The 17,833-nt window shown below is 69.6% G+C and carries 18 protein-coding genes; 15 read left to right on the forward strand and 3 right to left on the reverse strand.

Features of this window, described 5'->3' with window-relative positions:
- The first annotated feature begins 67 nt into the window (after positions 1 to 67).
- Both ACQPYM_RS18460 and ACQPYM_RS18465 read left to right on the forward strand, forming a co-directional pair.
- Positions 68 to 1,921 (forward strand): ABC transporter ATP-binding protein, encoded by a 1,854-nt coding sequence (locus tag ACQPYM_RS18460; protein ID WP_433022242.1) that lies wholly within the window; start codon positions 68 to 70, stop codon positions 1,919 to 1,921.
- Complete coding sequence (locus ACQPYM_RS18465; protein WP_433022244.1) at positions 1,918 to 3,714, forward strand: ABC transporter ATP-binding protein; 1,797 nt, start codon at positions 1,918 to 1,920, stop codon at positions 3,712 to 3,714. Before ACQPYM_RS18460 ends, ACQPYM_RS18465 begins: the two co-directional genes overlap by 4 nt.
- Before the next feature lie 166 nt (positions 3,715 to 3,880).
- Here the strand turns inward: ACQPYM_RS18465 and ACQPYM_RS18470 are convergent, their stop codons facing one another.
- Complete coding sequence (locus ACQPYM_RS18470) at positions 3,881 to 4,201, reverse strand: Fe-S cluster assembly protein HesB (protein ID WP_433022246.1); 321 nt, start codon at positions 4,199 to 4,201, stop codon at positions 3,881 to 3,883.
- Positions 4,202 to 4,691: 490 nt separating this feature from the next.
- Positions 4,692 to 5,729 (reverse strand): type IV toxin-antitoxin system AbiEi family antitoxin domain-containing protein, encoded by a 1,038-nt coding sequence (locus ACQPYM_RS18475; RefSeq protein ID WP_433022248.1) that lies wholly within the window; start codon positions 5,727 to 5,729, stop codon positions 4,692 to 4,694.
- Between the two features lie 315 nt (positions 5,730 to 6,044).
- Here ACQPYM_RS18475 and ACQPYM_RS18480 point away from each other — a divergent pair, with 315 nt between their 5' ends.
- Entirely contained in the window at positions 6,045 to 6,911 is an 867-nt protein-coding gene (locus tag ACQPYM_RS18480; protein ID WP_433022250.1) for a GNAT family N-acetyltransferase, read from the forward strand.
- A 73-nt stretch (positions 6,912 to 6,984) separates the two neighbouring features.
- Here ACQPYM_RS18480 and ACQPYM_RS18485 read toward each other — a convergent pair whose 3' ends face one another.
- A complete protein-coding gene (locus tag ACQPYM_RS18485) occupies positions 6,985 to 8,097 on the reverse strand; it encodes a dipeptidase (protein ID WP_433022252.1) in 1,113 nt (370 codons plus the stop codon).
- 111 nt (positions 8,098 to 8,208) lie between these two features.
- Between ACQPYM_RS18485 and hisI the strand changes: the two genes are divergently transcribed.
- From hisI to ACQPYM_RS18545, 12 genes are all read left to right on the forward strand, one after another.
- Positions 8,209 to 8,538 (forward strand): phosphoribosyl-AMP cyclohydrolase, encoded by a 330-nt coding sequence (gene hisI, locus ACQPYM_RS18490; protein ID WP_433022254.1) that lies wholly within the window; start codon positions 8,209 to 8,211, stop codon positions 8,536 to 8,538.
- On the forward strand, positions 8,535 to 10,025 hold the full coding sequence (locus ACQPYM_RS18495) for an anthranilate synthase component I (protein ID WP_433022256.1): 1,491 nt from the start codon (positions 8,535 to 8,537) through the stop codon (positions 10,023 to 10,025). The genes hisI and ACQPYM_RS18495 overlap by 4 nt, the downstream gene beginning before the upstream one ends.
- Positions 10,025 to 10,555, forward strand: coding sequence for a Trp biosynthesis-associated membrane protein (locus ACQPYM_RS18500; protein WP_433022258.1), 531 nt, complete (start codon positions 10,025 to 10,027; stop codon positions 10,553 to 10,555). Before ACQPYM_RS18495 ends, ACQPYM_RS18500 begins: the two co-directional genes overlap by 1 nt.
- Positions 10,556 to 10,609: 54 nt before the next feature.
- The gene (locus ACQPYM_RS18505) at positions 10,610 to 10,870 is read left to right on the forward strand and encodes an HGxxPAAW family protein (RefSeq protein WP_360272403.1); all 261 of its coding nucleotides are present in this window, start codon (positions 10,610 to 10,612) and stop codon (positions 10,868 to 10,870) included.
- A gap of 15 nt (positions 10,871 to 10,885) precedes the next feature.
- The gene (gene trpC / locus ACQPYM_RS18510; protein WP_360272406.1) at positions 10,886 to 11,692 is read left to right on the forward strand and encodes an indole-3-glycerol phosphate synthase TrpC; all 807 of its coding nucleotides are present in this window, start codon (positions 10,886 to 10,888) and stop codon (positions 11,690 to 11,692) included.
- Between the two features lie 50 nt (positions 11,693 to 11,742).
- Positions 11,743 to 12,951: a tryptophan synthase subunit beta gene (trpB, locus tag ACQPYM_RS18515; RefSeq protein WP_433022260.1), complete on the forward strand. Its 1,209-nt coding sequence runs from the start codon at positions 11,743 to 11,745 to the stop codon at positions 12,949 to 12,951.
- Positions 12,948 to 13,769, forward strand: coding sequence for a tryptophan synthase subunit alpha (gene trpA / locus ACQPYM_RS18520; protein WP_433022262.1), 822 nt, complete (start codon positions 12,948 to 12,950; stop codon positions 13,767 to 13,769). The genes trpB and trpA overlap by 4 nt, the downstream gene beginning before the upstream one ends.
- A 14-nt stretch (positions 13,770 to 13,783) precedes the next feature.
- Positions 13,784 to 14,446: an SCO family protein gene (locus ACQPYM_RS18525; RefSeq protein ID WP_433022264.1), complete on the forward strand. Its 663-nt coding sequence runs from the start codon at positions 13,784 to 13,786 to the stop codon at positions 14,444 to 14,446.
- Complete coding sequence (locus ACQPYM_RS18530) at positions 14,443 to 14,922, forward strand: MauE/DoxX family redox-associated membrane protein (RefSeq protein ID WP_433022266.1); 480 nt, start codon at positions 14,443 to 14,445, stop codon at positions 14,920 to 14,922. Before ACQPYM_RS18525 ends, ACQPYM_RS18530 begins: the two co-directional genes overlap by 4 nt.
- Positions 14,919 to 15,641, forward strand: a complete 723-nt coding sequence (locus tag ACQPYM_RS18535) for a DsbA family protein (RefSeq protein WP_433022268.1) — start codon at positions 14,919 to 14,921, stop codon at positions 15,639 to 15,641. The genes ACQPYM_RS18530 and ACQPYM_RS18535 overlap by 4 nt, the downstream gene beginning before the upstream one ends.
- A gap of 72 nt (positions 15,642 to 15,713) precedes the next feature.
- Positions 15,714 to 17,048, forward strand: coding sequence for a prolipoprotein diacylglyceryl transferase (lgt, locus tag ACQPYM_RS18540; RefSeq protein WP_433022270.1), 1,335 nt, complete (start codon positions 15,714 to 15,716; stop codon positions 17,046 to 17,048).
- Positions 17,032 to 17,760 carry a VIT1/CCC1 transporter family protein gene (locus ACQPYM_RS18545; protein WP_433022272.1) on the forward strand — a complete coding sequence of 243 codons (729 nt, stop codon included), beginning with the start codon at positions 17,032 to 17,034 and terminating at the stop codon, positions 17,758 to 17,760. Before lgt ends, ACQPYM_RS18545 begins: the two co-directional genes overlap by 17 nt.
- Positions 17,761 to 17,833 lie beyond the last annotated feature (73 nt).

The raw sequence follows: 17,833 nt of genomic DNA on the forward strand, positions 1-17,833 counted from the left end.
AATGTCGATCGTTGTCAGTCTCGTGGCTGGCTACGGACCTGACAGTTGTCGTCCTAAGGATGTTTGCGTGCGCCAGCCGAAAGTTCCCAGCAAGGGGAGCGTGACCCGGCGGGGGTTCGCGGTCCTGCGGGTCGCGATCTGGGAAGAGCCGTGGGTGTTCGCGTTCTCGGTGGTCGCGAGCATGCTGTACGGCGCGATGACGGTGGCCGACGGCTGGGCGCTGGGGTGGGCCACCGACAAGGTGATCCGGCCGGCCCTGGAGCGCGGCGACACCACCTTCGGCGCGATCGCGGGGCTGGTCTCGCTGTTCCTCGGCATCGCGATCCTGCGCGCCATCGGCGTGGTCGGCCGGCGGATCGGGGCCGGCATCATGCAGTTCCGGCTGCAGGCGACGTACCGGCGCCGGGTCACCCGGCAGTACCTGAAGCTGCCGCTGAGCTGGCACCACAAGCACCCCACCGGCGAGCTGCTGTCCAACGCGAACTCGGACGTCGAGTCGGCCTGGTACCCGATCGCCCCGCTGCCGATGGCGGTCGGCGTGATCGCGATGCTCGGTTTCGCGATCGGCGCGATGTTCGCCGCGGACCCCTGGCTCGCGCTGGTCGGCTGCCTGGTCTTCCCGCTCGTCTTCCTCGCGAACGTGATCTTCCAGCGCACCCTCCAGCCGCTCGCCACCCGCGCCCAGGAGCTGCGCGCCGACGTCTCCGAGGTCGCACACGAGTCCTTCGACGGCGCGCTGGTGGTCAAGACGCTGGGCCGCGAGGCCGCCGAGACCGAGCGCTTCCGCACCCCGACGTACGCGCTCCGGGATGCGAACATCGCGGTGATGAAGGCGCGTGGCGCGTTCGACCCGGTGATCGAGGGGTTGCCGCGGATCGGGGTGCTGGCGGTCCTGCTGGTCGGCGTCGGGCGGGTCCGGTCGGGCGCGGCCGATGCGGGTGACGTCGTGCAGGTGGCGTTCCTGTTCATGCTGATCGGGTTCCCGATCCGGGCGCTCGGATGGGTGCTCGGCGAGCTGCCGCGCTCGGTGGTCGGCTGGGACCGCGTCCAGCGCGTGCTCACCGCCGAGGGCGGGATGGAGTACGGCGATCAGCGGCTCACCGCGTCGTCGGCCGCTCGTCTTGACGTCTCGGACGTCCGGTTCGGATACCTCCCCGACCGCGACGTCCTGGTCGGAGTCGACTTCACCGTCGAGCCCGGCCGCACCGTCGCGCTGGTCGGGCCGACCGGTTCCGGCAAGTCGACCCTCACCACGCTGCTGACCCGGCTGGTCGACCCCGAGGAGGGGTCGGTCGCCGTCGACGGACTCGATCTGCGCTCGCTGGCGCGCGACGAGCTGGCCGGTTCGGTCGCGCTGGTCGCCCAGACCGCGTGGCTCTTCGACGACACCATCCGCGGCAATGTCACGCTCGGCGGGGAGTACTCCGACGAGGAAGTCTGGGACGCGCTGCGGGTCGCCCAGGGCGACGGCTTCGTGAAGTCCCTGCCGAACGGGCTCGACACGAAGGTCGGGGAGCGCGGTACGACGCTGTCCGGCGGGCAGCGACAGCGCATCGCACTGGCTCGCGCGCTGGTCCGGCGGCCCCGGTTGCTGATCCTCGACGACGCGACCAGCGCGGTGGATCCGCAGGTCGAGGCACGGATCCTGGCCGGCCTGCGGACCGCAGTACAGGGGTCCGAGGCGGCGACGACCGTGCTGGTGATCGCGTATCGCAAGGCGACGATCGCGCTGGCCGACGAGGTGCTGTTCCTCGACGAGGGGCGGATCGCGGAGCAGGGTTCGCACCTGGAGTTGCAGGAGCGGTCGGCGGCGTACCGGGATCTGGTGGACGCCTACGAGAAGGATGCGGCGCGGCGTGAGGAAGAAGCCGCGCTGGAAGCAGAACTCGATGATCTGGATTCAGAAGGAGCGTCCGCGTGAGCGCCGCAGAGGCCAGTCGGCTCGATGCCGGTGACAATGCCGGTGGCCTGGAGACCCTGAAGCAGGGTTTGCGGGTCTCGCCCGAGCTCGCCCGCGGCTGGTGGATCACCGGGCTGCTCGCGCTGGTCATGACGGGCGGGCGGATCGTCGTACCGATCGCGGTCCAGCAGACGATCGACCGGGGACTGTCGGGTCCTGGTGGTCCGGACATGTCGTTCGTGGCGTGGATGTGTGTGGCGTGCCTGGGCGGCGTGCTGGTGACGGCGTTCGCGTCGTACCTGACCACGGTCCGGCTCGCGACGAACTCCGAACGCGGGCTCGCGACGATGCGGATCAAGGCGTTCCGGCACGTGCACGATCTGCCGGTGCTGACCCAGAGCACCGAGCGCCGGGGCGCGCTGGTCAGCCGGGTGACCTCGGACGTCGACACGGTCTCGCAGTTCCTGCAGTTCGGCGGTTTCATCTTCCTGGTCAGCATCGGGCAGATGCTGCTCGCCACCGTGGTGATGTTCGTCTACTCGTGGCAGCTCGCGCTGGTCGTACTGATCTGCTTCCTGCCGCTGTTCGCCAGCCTGAAGTACCTGCAGCGGCTGATGTCCGCGGCGTACGGCGTGGTGCGGGCGAAGGTCGGCGAGATGCTGTCCGCGGTCGCCGAGCCGGTGGTCGGCGCGCAGGTGGTGCGGGCGTACGCGATCGAGCAGCGCACCCAGGAGCGGATCGACGCCTCGATCGAGGGCTACCGCAAGACCGCGACGAAGGCGCAGGCGATCACCGGGATCACCTTCTCGATCGGTGGTATCGCGGCCGGGCTGGCGAACGCCGGCGTACTGACCGCCGGCGTGCTGCTCGGGGTCGACGGCAAGGCGACGCTGGGGGAGATCCTCGCGTTCATGTTCCTGGTCGCGCTGTTCTCCGACCCGGTCCAGATCGCCACTCAGGTGCTCACCGACGCGCAGAGCGCCTTCGCCGGGTGGCGCCGCGTGCTCGGCGTGATCGCGACACCGGCCGACGTGGTCGACCCGGGCGAGGAGGGCGTCCATCAGGCCCGCGGCCCGATCTCGGTGGAGTTCCGCGAGGTGAACTTCGCCTACCCCGACGGCGAGCTCGTACTGCGCGATGTCGACGTGCGACTCGAACCGCACCGGCGAGTGGCGGTGGTCGGCGAGACCGGCTCGGGCAAGACGACCTTCGCGAAGCTGCTCACCCGGTTGATGGACCCGACCTCGGGCGCGGTACTGCTGGATGGGGTGGACGCCCGGGAGATCGCGTTCGCCTCACTGCGGGAGCGGGTCGTGATGGTGCCGCAGGAGGGGTATCTCTTCGACTCGTCGCTGGCGGACAACGTGCGCTTCGGCCGGCCGGACGTGACCGACGCGCAACTGCTCGACGCCTTCGAGTCCCTCGGCCTGACGGACTGGCTCGAATCGCTGCCGGACGGTCTCGACTCGCCGGTCGGCCAGCGGGGTGAGTCGCTGTCCGCGGGGGAGCGTCAGTTGGTCGCGCTCGTGCGCGCGAACATCGCCGACCCTGACCTGCTGGTGCTGGACGAAGCGACGTCAGCGGTCGACCCCGGCACCGAGGTCCGCGTGAACGCTGCGCTGGAACGGCTGATGAGCGGCCGCACCTCGGTGACGATCGCACACCGCCTCTCGACGGCTGAGGCGGCTGACGAAGTACTGGTCTTCGACGACGGCCGCATCGTGGAGCGCGGCCCGCACGCCGAACTGGTCAACGCAGGCGGCGTCTACAGCCATCTGCATGCCAGCTGGATTGCTCAACGCACCGGCCTGTAGCCGGCACTGCGCCTCGCGGGCGCCCACCCGTGGGAGGACGTGAAGACGGGTGGACGCCCGGGAGGGCACGGGCCGGCAGGCTGGAAAGGGGATAGCCCGTCGGCCCCGCTGGTATCAGTAGGCCGGAGCCGCGCCTTTGCTCAGTAGGCCGGAGCCGCGCCTGTGCTCAGTAGGCCGGAGCCGAGCCGTTCTCACGCCCGGCGCCGGGCTGCGGCACCAGCAGGAACTCGACACCGCCCTTGTCGTCGACGGCGGCGTCCAGGATCTTGTCGTCCAGGGCGGCGGCCGCGTTGGCCTCGAGGAACACCCGCGCCCCGCTCTCCTCGACGACCTGATCGCCTTGCACCGGCGATTCCGTCGTGGTGACCGCCAGCGCGGGGTCGGTCGGGTTGTCCTGCGAGATCCGGACCCCGGCACCCTCGGGAGCGCCCTCGACGCCCGTGATGCTCTTGATCACCAGAGTGGCGTTCTCAGTCAGGGTTAGCACAACTTCTCCTACCGTAGATTGCGGTGAGCGCGTCCCGTGCCCGAACCCGAAATCCCCAAACATCGCCACCCACCCCCCGCCCCGACCCCCACCCCGCCCGCCTCGTCAGCCCGCCAACGGCCACTTTGTGCTCGACCTGAGTCCCTGGCGGCGCCGAATTCGCTCAGCCGATGCACAAGGTCGACGCGATTCCCGCGACCCCGCGACCCCGCGACTTCCGCGACCCCGCGACCCCCGCGACCCCCGCGACCCCGGCGCCGGCCCCGGTCGTTTGCGCGACTTTGTGCTCGGCGTGAGTGGCTGGCTCGCGAAGATCCGCTCAGGTGGAGCACAAAGTCGCTGGCGGCGTGGCGGCGTGGCGGCGTGGCGGCGTGGCGGGTGCGGGGGCGTGGTCGGGGTGGGTCGGTCGTGGGGCTAGCCGTAGAAGGCGGGGGTCGGTCGGCGGGCTAGGCGTACAAGGCGGGTGTGGTCGGGATGGTCGGTCGTGGGGTTAGGCGTACAAGGCGGGGGTGGAATCGTGAGGCAGGGGGTAGAGGGCGGGATCGGTGGATCGCCAGGTGAGGGTGTCGCCGGTACGGCGGTTGCCTCGGGTGAAGGCGGCTCGGAGACGTCCGGCGAGCTGGCTAGGCTTCAGTACTGCGTCCTCCCAGCCGAAGTGGACCAGCTCCAGGTCCAGGTCGGCGAGCCGCTGATCCCGCTCGAAGGCCTTGCGCAGGATGCGTCGGCGTTGCTTGACAGTCGGCGCGTCGAACTTCGCCAGTCCGTCCGCCTCGACCACAGTGCGGAACTTCGGCCAGCAGAAGTCGACCCGCTCCGGCGTCCACCGCTGACCGTCCCAGAACTGCGCCTGCAGGACAGGCGCCGGCAGTCCGGCTTCCGCGAACAGGACCCGGGCGATCGACTCCAGGGCTGATTCGGACCGCGGATCCCCGAACGCGATCGCCCGGCGTGCCGTCTGGATGCCTGGCCAGCGCTGCTGGCGACGGAGTACCGAGTCGAGGTCGTCGCGGCACACCGCGGTTGCCAGGGCATGGTCAACGGTGACCATTGATTCGCGTAATGGAAGATCGCGGGCAAGGTCGACCGTGGTACGCGCGGCGGAGGTAACCGACACGCCCGTGAGGTCTTGCAGATCGGCCGGCGGCAGTCCGGCGCGGCGCAATACGACGTCGTCCCGTTTCTGGTTCCGACGGTTCTTGCCGGGCGGACAGGTGAGCCACACGGTTTGCGAGGCCTCCGGCGTACCGGGTGAACTGTCGCTCCACACGTGAAGTCCGTGCAGCTCGGCGGCGGTCAAGTGACTGACGACGGATCGTGGATGTGCTGCCAAGGCGCACCGGATCGTGGCGAGTCGCTCGTCCATGGCGCCATCGATGTACCGCCCGTGTGCTCGCTGCAGTACGCCGTTGCGCAGCAGCCGCTGAACGTCGTGGTCAGCCAGCCCGAGCAGCCGGAGCTCACTATGGCGCAGCGGGCGTCCGAGGACTGCCCGCACCCGACCTCGTACCTCGTCCCGAAGCCTCTCCACCCACCGATTCTCCCCGCCTGCCCTTCCCTCCGCATCCCCGCATCCCTTTCCCTGTGGACAACTCCGCCCCTCCACCTTGTGCACCGCCTGAGCCGCTCGACGGCCGCAACTCGCTCACCCGGTGCACAAGGTCGGTCCCGCCGTGCGTGGTCGGGACGCCTACGTGGAGTTTGTGCACCGGGTGAGCGTCGCCGGACGGTGGTGGACGCTCAGGCGGAGCACAAGGACGAGCGTCGGGGCCACGGGCGTCGGGCGTCGGGGCGTCGGGGGGAAAGTCGGGTGCGTTCGGGCGGTGGGGTGGTGTCTGATGGCGGGATGACGATTTCACTGCGGACACCCGGCGTGGACGGGCTGGCGCCCTTGGTTGTGAAGCTGGGCGAGTGGCAGAGCGACGACGGGCCGGTGCAGTTGCATCCGGGGGATCTCGGGTGGTTCTGGCGGTTCGGGGTGGACCGCGCGGCGAACGCAATACGGGTCTGGGAGCGTGATGGTGAGTTGCTGGCGATCGGCATGCTGGACGAGCCGGATCTGCTCCGGGTCGCCTACTCGCCGGACGCTCTGCAGGACGAGGAGCTCAACCACCGGCTCTTCGACGACTGCCGTGACCCGGAGCGTGGGGTGCTGATCGAGGGCAAGGTGTACGTCGAGGCGCCGATGGACGCCCTGGTCCAGGAACTGTTCACCAAGGACGGCTGGATCCAGGACGATCCGTGGCAGCCGCTGCGCCATCCGCTGACCGAAGGGCTGGAGCAGTCCGCGCTGACCATCGAGGTGATCGGCCCGGAGACGGCCTCCGAGCGCACCGCACTCCAGCGCGCATCCTTCGACGGCTCGACCTTCACCGACGAGCGCTGGCACGCGATGGCAGCCGGTACGGCGTACGCGGCGGCGCGGTGTCTGGTCGGCCGGGACGAGCAGGGCACGGTGGTGGCCGGCGTGACGGTCTGGTCGGCGGGCGAGGGCAAGCCCGGTCTGCTCGAGCCGATGGGCGTGCACCGGGACTATCGTGGCCGCGGGTACGGCGAGGCGATCACCCGGGCGGCCGCGGCTGCACTCCGGGACCTCGGCGCGTCGACCGCGTTCGTCAACACGCCGAGCTCCAACATCGGGGCGGTCGCCACCTACCAGGCGGCCGGCTTCGAGCCGCTGGCCGAGGTCCGCGACCAGTACCGCCCCGCCTAGTCAGCCGGTCAGCCAGCCGCCTTGGTCAGCGGCACTGGTCAGGCCGCGCTAGTCAGCCGCTCTGGTCAGCCGGCTAGCCGGCCACCTCGTCGGCCGCCCGGAGGACGCGAAGGATGTTGCCACCGGCAAGCTTTGCCAGGTCCTCGTCGCTCCAGCCGCGGTCGGCGAGGGCGTAGAACAATGACGGGTACGACGCCACGTCCGGCAGGCCGTCCGGGAACTCGGGGCAGCCGTCGTAGTCGCCGCCGATCCCGATGTGGTCGACGCCGGCCACCTCGCGGACGTGCTCGACGTGCGCGACCACGTCGTCGAGCGTGACGCGAGGCTTCGGTACGTCGTACGCGTCCTTCAGCAGCTTCTGCTGGGCCGGTACCAACGGGTCGAGGTCGAGCTGGCCGGCCACCTCGCGGGCCCCGGCGACCCAGTCGACGTACGCCTGCGAGACGAAGTACGGGACGAAGGTCACCATGCAGACGCCGTCGTTGCCGGTCAGGGTCTGCAGGACATCGTCCGGGACGTTGCGCGGTACGTCGCAGACCGCCTGTGCGGACGAGTGACTGAAGATGACCGGCGCGCTGGTGACCCGCAGCGCGTGCCGCATCGTGTCGGCCGAGACGTGCGACAGGTCGACGAGCATGCCGATCCGGTTCATCTCTCGGACGACCTCCTCGCCGAACGAGTTCAGCCCGCCGAGCACCGGCTCGTCGGTCGCCGAGTCGGCCCAGGAGACGTTGTTGTTGTGGGTCAGCGTCATGTACCGGACGCCGAGCTCGCGCATCACCCGCAGGACGCCGAGCGACTCACCGATCGAGTGGCCGCCCTCCATCCCCATCAGGGAGGCGATCCGGCGCTCCTTGAACGCCGCGTCGACGTCGTCGGCGGTCGAGGCCAGCTGCATCGCCTCGGGGTAGCGCGCGACCAGGCGGTGCACGAAGTCGATCTGCTCGAAGGTGCGCTTGACCGCGTCAGCGTCCTGCGGCACCCACAGTGACCAGAACTGCGCCGCGACCTGACCGACCCGCAACCGGGGCAGGTCGGTGTGCAGCTTCGGCACCGAGACACTCAGGTCGTACTTGGCGAGGTCGTACTCGGCCAACTCGTAGAAGGCGATCGGCAGGTCGTTGTGTCCGTCGATCAACGGATGGTCCTGCAAGAGCCCCTGCACCCGGGCAACACTGGAGGTCATCCGGACATCTTGTCAGTCCCGGCGGCCGCTCGCACGGCCTGGCGCGAGTGCGTTGTGCCCACCGCGGAGGGCGTGGTCCGCCGGTCTCACGCAGTACGAGACAATGGGGCGGTGGAGACCGAGGAACTCACCTTCGATGCGGCGGGGCTGATCCCCGCGGTGGTGCAGCAGTACGACACGCGTGAGGTGCTGATGGTCGGCTGGATGGACGCCGAGGCCGTCCGCCGGACCGCCGAGACCGGACGCAGCACGTTCTGGTCGCGGAGCCGGCAGGAGTATTGGGTGAAGGGCGAGACGAGCGGCCACCGCCAGCACGTCAAGCAGATCCTGGTGGACTGCGACGCCGACACCCTGCTCGTCCTGGTCGACCAGGAGGGCCCCGCCTGCCACACAGGCACCCGCAGCTGCTTCGAACACGGCGAATTCGAGGTCCACCCATGAACTCCCCAACGCTGGAGACCTTCCGCGAGTACGCAAAGGATCGTCGTGTTATTCCGGTGACGCGGCGGCTGCTGGCTGATGCGGAGACTCCGATCGGGGTGTACGGGAAGCTGGCGGCTGAGCGGGAAGGGACGTTCCTGCTGGAGTCGGCGGAGAACGGTGGGGTCTGGTCCCGGTACTCGTTCATCGGGGTGCGCAGTGCCGCGACGCTGACCGAGCGCGACGGCCAGGCGATGTGGACCGGCAAGCCGCCCGTGGGACTGCCCGAGAGCGGTGATCCGCTGAAGGTGCTGCGCGAGACGCTGGAGATCCTGCACACGCCGCGACTGCCCGATCTGCCCCCGCTGACCGGCGGCATGGTCGGCTTCCTCGGGTACGACGCCGTGCGCCGGCTGGAGAAGTTGCCGGACACAACGACCGACGACCTCGGCCTGCCCGAGCTGACCTTCCTGTTCGCCACCGACCTGGCCGCGCTCGACCACGAGACCGGCGAGATCTGGCTGATCGCGAACGCGGTCAACTGGGACGACTCCGACGAGCGCGTGGACGAGTCGTACGCCGACGCGGTCCGCCGCCTGGACGCGATGGAACGCGACCTGGCCCAGCCCACCCCGTCGTACGTCGTCCACGCGGACCGCCACGCGCAACCCGACCCGCACCGGCAGCGGTCCAGCGCGGAGTACCGGGAGGCCGTCGAGCACGCCAAGGAGGAGATCCGGGCGGGTGAGGCGTTCCAGATCGTCGTCTCGCAGCGGTTCGAGCTGCAGACCAGCGCGAGCGCCCTGGACATCTACCGGGTACTGCGCCGGTCGAACCCGAGTCCGTACATGTACCTGGTCCGCCTGGACGGCTTCGACATCGTCGGCTCCAGCCCCGAGGCGCTGGTCAAGGTCACCGACAACAAGGTGATCCTGCACCCGATCGCCGGCACCCGCCCGCGCGGCGGGACGCCGGAGGAGGACCGCGCGCTGGAGGAGGAGCTCCGCGCGGACGCCAAGGAGCGTGCCGAGCACCTGATGCTGGTCGATCTGGGCCGCAACGACGTCGGCCGGGTCTGCGCGCCGGGCACGGTCGAGGTGGTCGACTTCATGGACGTCCGCCGGTACAGCCACGTGATGCACCTGGAATCGACCGTCACCGGCCGCCTGCAGGCCGGCAAGACCGCCTTCGACGCGCTGACCGCCGCTTTCCCGGCCGGGACGCTGTCGGGCGCGCCCAAGCCGCGGGCGATGGAGATCATCGACAAGCTCGAAGTGACCAGACGCGGCGTGTACGGCGGTGTCGTCGGCTACCTCGACTTCGCCGGTGACGCCGACACGGCGATCGCCATCCGTACCGCGGTCCTGCGCGGCCCGACGGCCTACGTGCAGGCGGGCGCGGGCATCGTCGCCGACTCGGACCCGGCCTCGGAAGACGCCGAGTGCCGCACCAAGGCAGCAGCCGTGCTGAACGCGATCGCTGTCGCGGGCACGTTCTCCGAGGTCTGATGCGCCCGCAAAGACTGGTCGACCTCCTCGCGCTGGTGGCGCTTGTCCTGCTGGGCGTCTCGGCGTACCTGACCTGGAGCTCGGTGGACGTCGGCAGCGGGCCGGCCGTCGACTTCAAGGGGAAGGACCTCACCAGCGCACCGATCCTGCTGGCGGCGACCGCTGTGGCCGCCGTGGTGATCACCAAGCTCGGCGGTACGGCGCTGCGCCGGGTGATGTCGGCCCTGCTCCTGCTGATCGGCGGAGTGGTGATCGCCGTTGCGCTGCAGGTCCGGCCGGATCTCGAGGAGCTCAGCCGGCTGAAGCCCGGGCTCACGCACAACGCGAACACGGACTCGTTCGAGATCCTCACCGGACCGGCGCCGTGGCTGGCGCTGACCGGGGGCGTGGTGCTGATAGCCGCGGGACTGACCGGGTTGCTGACCGCACATCGCTGGAAGCAGCCGACCCGCCGGTACGAGCGTGATCCGGCCGCTACACCGGCAGACCAATGGAAAGCGATCGACGCAGGTGAGGACCCGACGATCTGACTGTCGGAGGCAACCGCCACAATAGGACGGGACGACGACGAGGAGTGGCCCAAGATGGACAATACGACCACGGATCAAGCGGTGACGTACGAGAGCGACGAAGCTCACGCGGGCGGCCTGCACGGCAGCACTCCGGCGGCCTGGACGGCCGTTGTGATCGTGCTGGTGGGTTTCACCCTCGGAGCCATCGCGATGGTGATGGGCCCGAACTGGCTGTTGTTCTGGATCTCGGTCGGGATCGCCGTCGCCGGCGGCCTGGTCGGCAAGGTGATGCAGCTGCTCGGCTTCGGTGCCAAGTCCAGCGACCACCACTGACGGGCGGACCGAATCATGACTGTGCTTGACGACATCCTCGCCGGGGTCCGGGAGGACCTCGCGGAGCGCCAGGCGCTGGTCAGCCTGGACGATCTGAAGCTGGAGGCGCAGCGCAAGCCTGACGCCAAGGACCCGATGCCGGTGTTCCGCGGCGAGGGGATCGCGATCATCGCCGAGGTGAAGCGGTCCAGCCCGTCCAAGGGCGCGCTGGCCGACATCGCCGATCCGGCCGCGCTCGCGTCGGAGTACGCCGAGGGTGGTGCCGCCGCGATCAGCGTGCTGACCGAGGGTCGCCGCTTCGGTGGCAGCCTGGAGGACCTGCGCGCCGTCCGCGGCCGGGTCGACGTCCCGGTGCTGCGCAAGGACTTCATCGTGTCCTCGTACCAGCTCTGGGAGGCCCGGGCCGCCGGTGCCGACATGATCCTGCTGATCGTCGCGGCGCTCGAGCAGGAGGCGCTGGTCTCGCTGATCGAGCGGGCCTCGTCGATCGGGCTGACGCCACTGGTCGAGGTGCACGACGAGGAGGAGACCCTGCGTGCGGTGGACGCGGGGGCCCAGCTGATCGGCGTCAACAACCGGAACCTGAAGACCCTCGAGGTGGACCGCTCGACCTTCGCGCGGGTCGCGCCGGTGATCCCGACCAACCTGATCCGGGTGGCGGAGTCCGGGGTGCGGGGTCCGCATGATGTAATCGAGTTCGCGCGCGCCGGGGCCGATGTCGTCCTCGTCGGTGAAACCCTGGTGACCGGCCGCGATCCGCGGGCCTCGGTCGCCGATCTCGTCGCTGCGGGATCGCACCCCGCCATCCAGCAGCGTCACTAAGTGTCGTGAGAACCCCTGCGTGAGCAGGGGTTTTCTGGAAGGCGAGTCCCATGACTGCTGTGTTGCCCGACCAGCTCGGGCACTTCGGCCGCTTCGGCGGCAGGTTCATGCCGGAGGCGCTGATCGCGCCGCTCGACGAGCTGACGGCCGCCTGGCAGGAAGCGATGGCCGACCCGGAGTTCACCGGTGAGTTCGAGCGGATGCTGCGCGAGTACGCCGGCACGCCGAGCCTGCTGTACGACGCGACCCGGCTGTCCGAGGTGGCCGGCGCCCGGATCCTGCTCAAGCGCGAGGACCTGAACCACACCGGCGCGCACAAGATCCGCAACGTGCTCGGCCAGGCGCTGCTCACCAAGCGGATGGGCAAGACCCGCGTCATCGCCGAGACCGGCGCGGGCCAGCACGGCGTCGCCACGGCGACCGCCTGCGCCTACCTGGACCTCGAGTGCGTGGTCTACATGGGCGAGGTCGACACCGAGCGGCAGGCGCTGAACGTGGCGCGGATGAAGCTGCTCGGCGCCGAGGTCATCCCGGTCAAGACCGGTAGCCGGACGCTGAAGGACGCGATCAACGAGGCGCTGCGCGACTGGGTCGCCAGCGTCGACAACACCCACTACCTGCTCGGTACGGCGGCCGGCGGTCACCCGTTCCCCGCCATGGTCCGCGATTTCGTCCGGGGCATCGGCGACGAGGCCCGGGCCCAGTCGCTGGAGCTGCTCGGCCGGCTCCCCGACGCGGCGGTCGCCTGCGTCGGCGGCGGTTCGAACGCGATCGGCCTGTTCGCCGCGTTCGTGCCCGACACCGAGGTGAAGCTGTTCGGCATCGAGGCGGGCGGCGACGGGTACGAGACCGGTCGGCACGCGGCGACGATCACCGCTGGGCAGATCGGCGTACTGCACGGCGCCCGGTCCTACCTGCTGCAGGACGAGGACGGGCAGACGATCGAGTCGCACTCGATCTCGGCCGGGCTCGACTATCCGGGCGTCGGTCCGGAGCACTCGTGGCTGGCGGCGACCGGGCGGGCGTCGTACCGGCCGGTGACGGACGCGGACGCGATGGAGTCGTTCCGGCTGCTGGCGAAGACCGAGGGCATCATCCCCGCGATCGAGTCGGCGCACGCGATCGCCGGCACGCTGGAGATCGCCAAGGAGCTGGGCCCGGACGCGACCATCCTGGTCTGCCTGTCGGGGCGTGGCGACAAGGACATGGACACCGCCGGTGAGTGGTTCGGCCTGATCGACGGGAACGGCAAGGCATGAACGACGTAGTTGCCCTAGGCAACGCTGGCAGCGCGATCCGGAAGGCCAACGAGTCCGGGCGCGCGGCCTTGGTGGGTTACCTGCCGGCGGGCTACCCGACCATCGACGGTGGTGTCGACGCGATCAAGGCACTCGTCGACGGCGGGGCCGACGTGATCGAGATCGGCCTGCCGTACAGCGACCCGGTGATGGACGGGGTCACGATCCAGCGCGCGACCGAGATCGCCCGCGCTGGTGGACTGCGCACCCGCGACGTGCTCTCGACGGTCGAGAAGGTTGCCGCGTACTCCGACGTACCGGTGCTGGTGATGACGTACTGGAACCCGATCGAGCGGTACGGCGTGGACCGGTTCGCGGCCGACTTCGCCGGCGTCGGGGGAGCGGGGCTGATCACGCCCGACCTGATCCCCGACGAAGGGGCCGAGTGGATCGCGGCGGCCGACAAGTTCGAACTGGACAAGGTGTTCCTGGTCTCGCCGTCCTCGACCGACTCGCGGATCGCGCTGACGACGTCGAACTGCCGGGGGTTCGTCTACGCGACCGCCGTGATGGGCGTCACGGGGACTCGTGACCAGGCCTCTGACCTGGCCGAGCCGCTGGTGGCCCGCACGAAGGCCACGACGGGGTTGCCGGTCGGCGTCGGGCTCGGCGTTTCCACCGCGGACCAGGCGGCCGGCATCGCGGCGTACGCGGATGCGGTGATCGTCGGGTCGGCCTTCGTCAAGGTGCTCGAGCAGGGCGGCGGGGCGACCGGCGTACGGGAACTGACGGAAAGTCTTGCCGAAGGAGTCCGGCGGGGAACCCCGCACGCCCGTTGACCGTTAAAGCACTCGTGAGTCGAACCAGAAACGCGGCCGTACTCTTCGCCGCGGTGGCTCTGCTTGCCCTCGTGGCCTGCAGTGGCGAGCCGAAACAGTCAGCGGACAACCCGGGTGGCGCGATCATCCGTACGCCGGCGGGCGACCCGAGCGGTTTGCGGGGCGCGACGCTGGACCGGCCGTACGCGTTACCGGCCAAGTCGCTGACCGATACGGCCGGCAACGAGTTCAACCTGGTCACCTCGACCAAGAAGCCGGTCACGCTGGTGTTCTTCGGGTACACCAACTGCCCGGATGTCTGCCCGACCGTGATGGCCGACGTCGCCTCCGCGCTGACCAAGCTGGACGAGTCGGTGCGTGACCAGGTGCAGTTGTTGTTCATCACGACCGACCCGTCGCGGGACACCGGGCCGGTGATCCGCAAGTACCTGGACCGGTTCGACCCGGCGTTCGTCGGGCTGACCGGGTCGCTGGACTCGATCAAGGAGATCGCCAAAGCGGTCGGCGTACCGGTCGAGGGGATGAAGAAGCTGCCGTCGGGTGGCTACGAGGTCGGCCACGGCGCGCAGGTGCTCGGGTTCGGCAAGAACGACAAGGCCGGCGTGCTCTGGCTGTCGAACGCCGCGATCGGCGACCTGGCCCACGACTTCGGCAAGCTCGTGGAGGACAACCGGTGAGACAGCGGTTTCCCTGGGTGTCGCTGGTGGCCCGCGTCGTTCTCGGTGTCGTACTGGTGGTGGCCGGCGGGCTGAAGGTTCCCGACCCGGAGGCCGCCACGCAGGCGGTCCGGGCCTACGAGCTGCTGCCGCAGGGTTTCGACGGCATCGTGGGGATGTTGCTGCCGTTCCTGGAGATCGCGATCGGCCTGCTGCTGATCGTCGGCTATGCCGTCCGGCCGGCCGCGGTGGCCGCCGGCGTACTGATGGTGCTGTTCATCGCCGCGGTGTCCTCCGCCTGGGCTCGTGGTCTGGCGATCGACTGCGGCTGCTTCGGCGGCGGCGGTCAGGTCGCGCCCGGCCAGACGAAGTACCTGCAGGAGATCCTGCGGGACGTCGGTCTGCTGGTGCTCGCCGGGTGGCTGTACTGGCAGCCGGCGAGCAAGTTCTCGCTCGAATCGGATCAACACACCCCGACAGGAGTCGTCGCGTCGTGAGCAAGGCCAAGGCCAAAGGTAGAGCCAAAGCCCCCGCCAATCCGCTGGTGCAGAGCAAGAAACGCCGGATCGGCCCGGGCGTCGTGATCGTCGGCGTGGTGCTGCTGGCGCTGATCGGCGCTGTCGGCGTCGACTACTGGCGGAAGAACTCCTCGGTCGAGGTCACCTCGAGCGGACGGCCCGAACCGGCCGTGATCACCGCACCGGGGACCACCGGCGAAGGCGTCAAGGTCGGCAAGGACACGGCCAAGACGAACATCGACGTGTTCCTGGACTTCCGCTGCCCGCACTGCGCGGAGTTCGAGGAGGACACCGGCCCGGTGCTCGACCAGCTGCTCGCGGACGGTACGGCGACGGTGACGTACTGGCCGATGGGGTTCGTCAACCCGGAGGCCTCGCCCCGGCTGGCGAACGCGTTCGCCGCGGCGGCCGCCAACGGCAAGGCGGTGAGCTACGCCAGCCAGCTGTACGCCGACTTCACCAAGGCGTGGACCACCGAGCAGCTGATCGAGCTGGGCAAGAAGCTCGGCATCGACGACGCGAAGTTCGAGGCCGCGGTCAAGGACAACAGCTACCAGGGCTGGCTGGAGTCGCTCAGCAAGGTCTCCACCGAGCGCAAGGTGGAAGGCACCCCGACCGTGTTCGTGAACGACAAGATGCTGCCCGGTGACCGGCTGACCGCCGACGGCATCAAGGCCGCCGTGAGCGGCATCAACTGACACGCTCCGTTCCCAATCGTGACCACGGGCTTGTGGTCGCGATCGGGGCGGACCGAGTAGGGTCCGACTGCCATGTCTAGTCTGCTGCCCGCCGTGATCGCACCGGCGTTCATCCCCAGTCCCAGCCAGGGTGTCTGGCACCTCGGACCAGTGCCGCTGCGTGCTTACGCCATCTGCATCCTGCTCGGCATCTTCGCCGGCTACCTGCTGGGCCGGCGGCGCTGGGTCGCCCGCGGCGGCTCGGCCGAGGTGCTCGCCGACGTGATCATGTGGGCGGTGCCGTTCGGCCTGATCGGCGCGCGGATCTACCACGTGATCACCGACGCCGAGCTGTACTTCGGCGAGGGCAAGAACCCGATCGACGCGCTGAAGATCTGGAACGGCGGGCTCGGGATCTGGGGTGCGGTCGCGTTCGGCGCGCTCGGCGCCTGGATCGCCTGCCGCCGGCACAAGGTGCCCTTCCTGGCCGTCGCGGACGCGATGGCGCCGGGAATCGCGCTGGCCCAGGTGCTCGGGCGTTTCGGCAACTACTTCAACCAGGAACTGTTCGGCAAGCCGACGGACGCGTGGTGGGCGCTGGAGATCGACCCGGACCACCGCCCCGAGGGCTACCAGGACTTCGGCACCTTCCACCCGACCTTCCTGTACGAAGCGTTGTGGAACCTGGCCCTGATCGCCGTCATCATCCTGGTCGACCGCCGCTACAAACTGGGCCACGGCCGCGCCTTCGCCCTGTACGTCGCCGGCTACTGCGCGGGCCGCGCCTGGATCGAAAACCTCCGCATCGACACAGTCAACGAATTCGCCGGCCTCCGGCTGAACGTCTGGACGTCGATCATCCTCTTCCTCCTGGCCACCGCGTACTTCATCGTGGCCACCCGCCGCTACCCCGGCCAGGAAGACGTCACTCCCGCCACCGTCTCCACACCGTCTCCTGCGGACGACACTGCAGGCGACTCCGCCGACCCGGAGCCAACTACCGGCGAGACCAGCAGTCCCACCGAAGGCGGACCCGCCGCCGGCTCCGCACCGTCTACTGCGGAGGTGACGCAGGCCCGCTCCACCAACACCCCGCCCAGCACCTCCGACGCGGGCGCCGGCGACACCCCGCCCAGCCCCTCCGGCGCGGGCTCCGGCGACGCGCTGGCCGGCGACAGCCGCCCGGCTGACGGCGCTGGCGTCACCAGCAGTCCCACCGAAGGCGGACCCGCCGCCGGCTCCGCACCGTCTACTGCGGAGGTGACGCAGGCCCGCTCCACCAACACCCCGCCCAGCACCTCCGACGCGGGCTCCACCGCCACTCCGCCCGGCGCTTCCGGTGCGGGCTCCGCCGACAGCCCGCCCAAGGTCTCCGGCGCGGGAACTGGCGGTAGTGCGGCCAGCGGTGATGATGGGGAGCGTGGCTGACGTAGTTGGTAGTGAGCATTCCGGGGATCATGTTCACCGGGATGTGACTGGTGGGTGGTTGCGGCCGGCGGTGTTCGGGGCGATGGATGGGCTGGTTTCCAACTTCGCTCTGATCGCCGGGATGGACGGCGGTACCAGTTCGGGTTCGAGGTTCATCGTGCTCGCGGGACTCGCCGGGCTGGCCGCGGGTGCGTTTTCGATGGCGGCGGGGGAGTACACCTCGGTCGCCTCACAACGCGAACTCGCCCGCGCCGAGATCGAGGTCGAGCGCCGCGAGATCCAGCGCCACCCCACCGACGAGGAGCGCGAACTCTCCGAGACCTACCAGGACAAGGGTTTCGACCCAGAGCTGGCGGACAAGGTCGCGCGGCAGTTCCACAAAGACCCGGACCAGGCCCTCGAAGAGCACGTCCGCGAGGAACTCGGCCTGGACCCCAACGACCTCCCCTCACCGGTCACCGCCGCAGCCTCGTCCTTCATCTGCTTCGCCATCGGCGCTTTCATCCCAGTCCTCCCGTACCTCCTGGGCGCCGGCTCAGTCCTCCCCGCCCTGATCATGTCCCTCACCGCCCTCTTCATCTGCGGCGCAGTAGTAAGCCGCGTAACCACCCGCTCCTGGTGGTACTCCGGCCTCCGCCAACTGATCCTCGGCGGAGCAGCCGCAGCCCTCACCTACTTCGTAGGCACCCTCGTAGGCCCCGGCATCGGCTAACACGCGACTTTGTGCACGACCCAGGCACCCTACTGGCGAGTAGACAGTCACCCGGTGCACAAAGTGGCGGGTT

This window comes from Kribbella sp. CA-294648, assembly GCF_050943845.1.
GTDB lineage: Bacteria > Actinomycetota > Actinomycetes > Propionibacteriales > Kribbellaceae > Kribbella.